Raw genomic sequence first — 1,872 nt, 5'->3', positions numbered from 1 at the left:
CCTGAGGGCTCAATGCCGATAGTGATGGCTTTGCCATTCTTAAAAAAGACTCGCGCGCCCCCTAGGCATCCCGTCCTCTCCGTATCTTCGCTGTAATAGGCTTTTTTGGAGACCCTCCGCATGTGGCGCACTGCGTAGAGAACGTCGTCTTCGGTCAAGACAACGTCGTCACAGTCTAGGAAATCCTTCCTTTCCCAAGCGGACCGGATCGAAGGTTCGGTGATTTCAATCTTCTTCACATACGCGACAGGGTATCGCTTGTCAGCCGCGTGAGTAGCGCAGACCGCTGATGCCAAGAACAGCGCGACTGCCAAGATGTTGGTCTTGTTCATGGGGCTGTGACGGGGAGATTCCAATTCGCTCCCTGCGCCTCCGTTGGGTTCTTCCTGCTGGCATCTGGATGACGAAAAACCTCGCCCGGCGCGATCTGCATGGAGTCTTCAAGTGCCTTGACAAGCCACGAGAGCGATTGATTTTGAGCTGCGGATGGCGTGTCGTAGACGCCAAATTCCCCGCGTAGCTGTTCCGCAGATCGCTGCTTGCGAGGGTCTGGGTCCCTGAAACCCAGCGGCAACCTGGCTCTGCCGACCATCTCAATTCCGACGGCTTCCATATTGCTCGGGTAGCGGTCGGTAGGCGGTTTGGTCATTTCAATGCGGTGCATCGCGTCTACACCCGAATTTTTTGGGCCGTATGCCGGCATACAACTGCCCGTGAGAAGGCACCTCGCCCTCAATGGCCCAACATGATTCGTGCGCTGGTAGATCGCGGCCGTCTGGTAAATGGTTCCATCGGTGTCGATGAGAAAGTGTGCGCCATTGGCCTTGGGACGTGTGTAACTGCTCAGCGAGGATGCTGCAGTATCCGAATCGGTCTGGTGCACGATGATGCCGGTGATAGGAACGCTCCGCCTGCCCCGTTCAATGATTTGGCTGCGAGCACCGCGCACTCTCGCGTGAATGATCATTCCGTCTGTGTCAATTTGAACTGCCATGCGACCTCCCTGAAGAATTATTTGTCGTCGTTGGCGTCCTGGGCGCAGGACATGGCGGGTCAACTGACCGATGGTTCACATGAGTTCTCTCCCCTTTCGACCGACCGAGCGGCGATCCCGCAGCATCTTATCGGCGCGGGCATGGGCCACCAGTCAATCAAAAGACTACGGTGGTTGCTGGCAGCCATGGGGAACGCGGCAATTTGTCACGGCCGTGCGGCTTTTCGCGGCAGACTGAAGCGATCCGCCTGGATCAGATCGAGGAACTCGTCGTATTGCTCAGTTCAGCCAGGTCACCCAAGTGATTAAAGGTCGTCGTCGTGATTGGCAGATTCCGCTTGTCGGTGAAAGTCAGCGATCCCTCGAGCATGGACATGTCCGCGCGCGCGTGCAATTGGTGTCGAACAGCCCGATGGCGCAAGCCCGCTCAGGGCAGCGCCGTGATGCGGTTGGCCGCGGGCGGCGCGAGCGGGCTGTTCGCCTTGATGTAGGCCTCGAGGGCGTCCACGTCCTGGTCGCCGCCGAGCGTGTCGGTGCCCTGGTTGAAGACCGTGAAGTTGTCGCCGCCGGTGGCCAGGAAGCTGTTCATCGTCACGCGGTAGCTCGCGCCGTCGGTCATCGCGGTTCCATTGAGCGCCATGTTGCCGATGCGCGAGCCCGCGGGCGCCGAGAGGCTGTAGCTGTAGCTCAGGCTGCGCGAAGGCAGCAGCACCCTTGGCGAGGCGACCGTGTTGCTGCCGCTGTTGAACTGCTGCTCGAGCAAGGCCTTGATCTGCGCGCCGGTCATCGTCTTCACCACCAGGCTGTTGCCGAAGGGCTGCACGCTGAAGATCTGGCCATAGGTCACGCTGCCGTCGCCGGCCGGCACCAGGTCGGCG

Annotated in this window: 2 protein-coding genes and 1 pseudogene; all 3 read right to left on the bottom strand. The window is 59.8% G+C overall.

The features are described from left to right. Nucleotides 1-332, bottom strand: a pseudogene (locus AC1DOC_RS31875) (hypothetical protein); the annotation flags it as partial. Further along, nucleotides 329-994 carry a peptidoglycan recognition protein family protein gene (locus AC1DOC_RS31870; RefSeq protein WP_478081629.1) on the bottom strand — a complete coding sequence of 222 codons (666 nt, stop codon included), beginning with the start codon at nt 992-994 and terminating at the stop codon, nt 329-331. The pseudogene AC1DOC_RS31875 and the gene AC1DOC_RS31870, both read right to left, overlap by 4 nt. 427 nt (nt 995-1,421) lie before the next feature. Continuing rightward, nucleotides 1,422-1,872 (bottom strand): 5'-nucleotidase C-terminal domain-containing protein (locus tag AC1DOC_RS31865; RefSeq protein WP_478131357.1); only part of this gene is annotated, 451 nt, incomplete at its 5' end.

The sequence above is a fragment of the Variovorax sp. 01T439_2 genome, from assembly GCF_056398445.1.
Note: the sequence above shows the minus strand (reverse complement) of the source record. Positions and strands in the feature narration are given on the sequence as shown.

Bases quoted from the DNA above. Each gene is read 5' to 3' on its own strand.
- AC1DOC_RS31870 (WP_478081629.1), bottom strand. From the start codon at position 994: ATGGCAGTTCAAATTGACACAGACGGAATGATCATTCACGCGAGAGTG.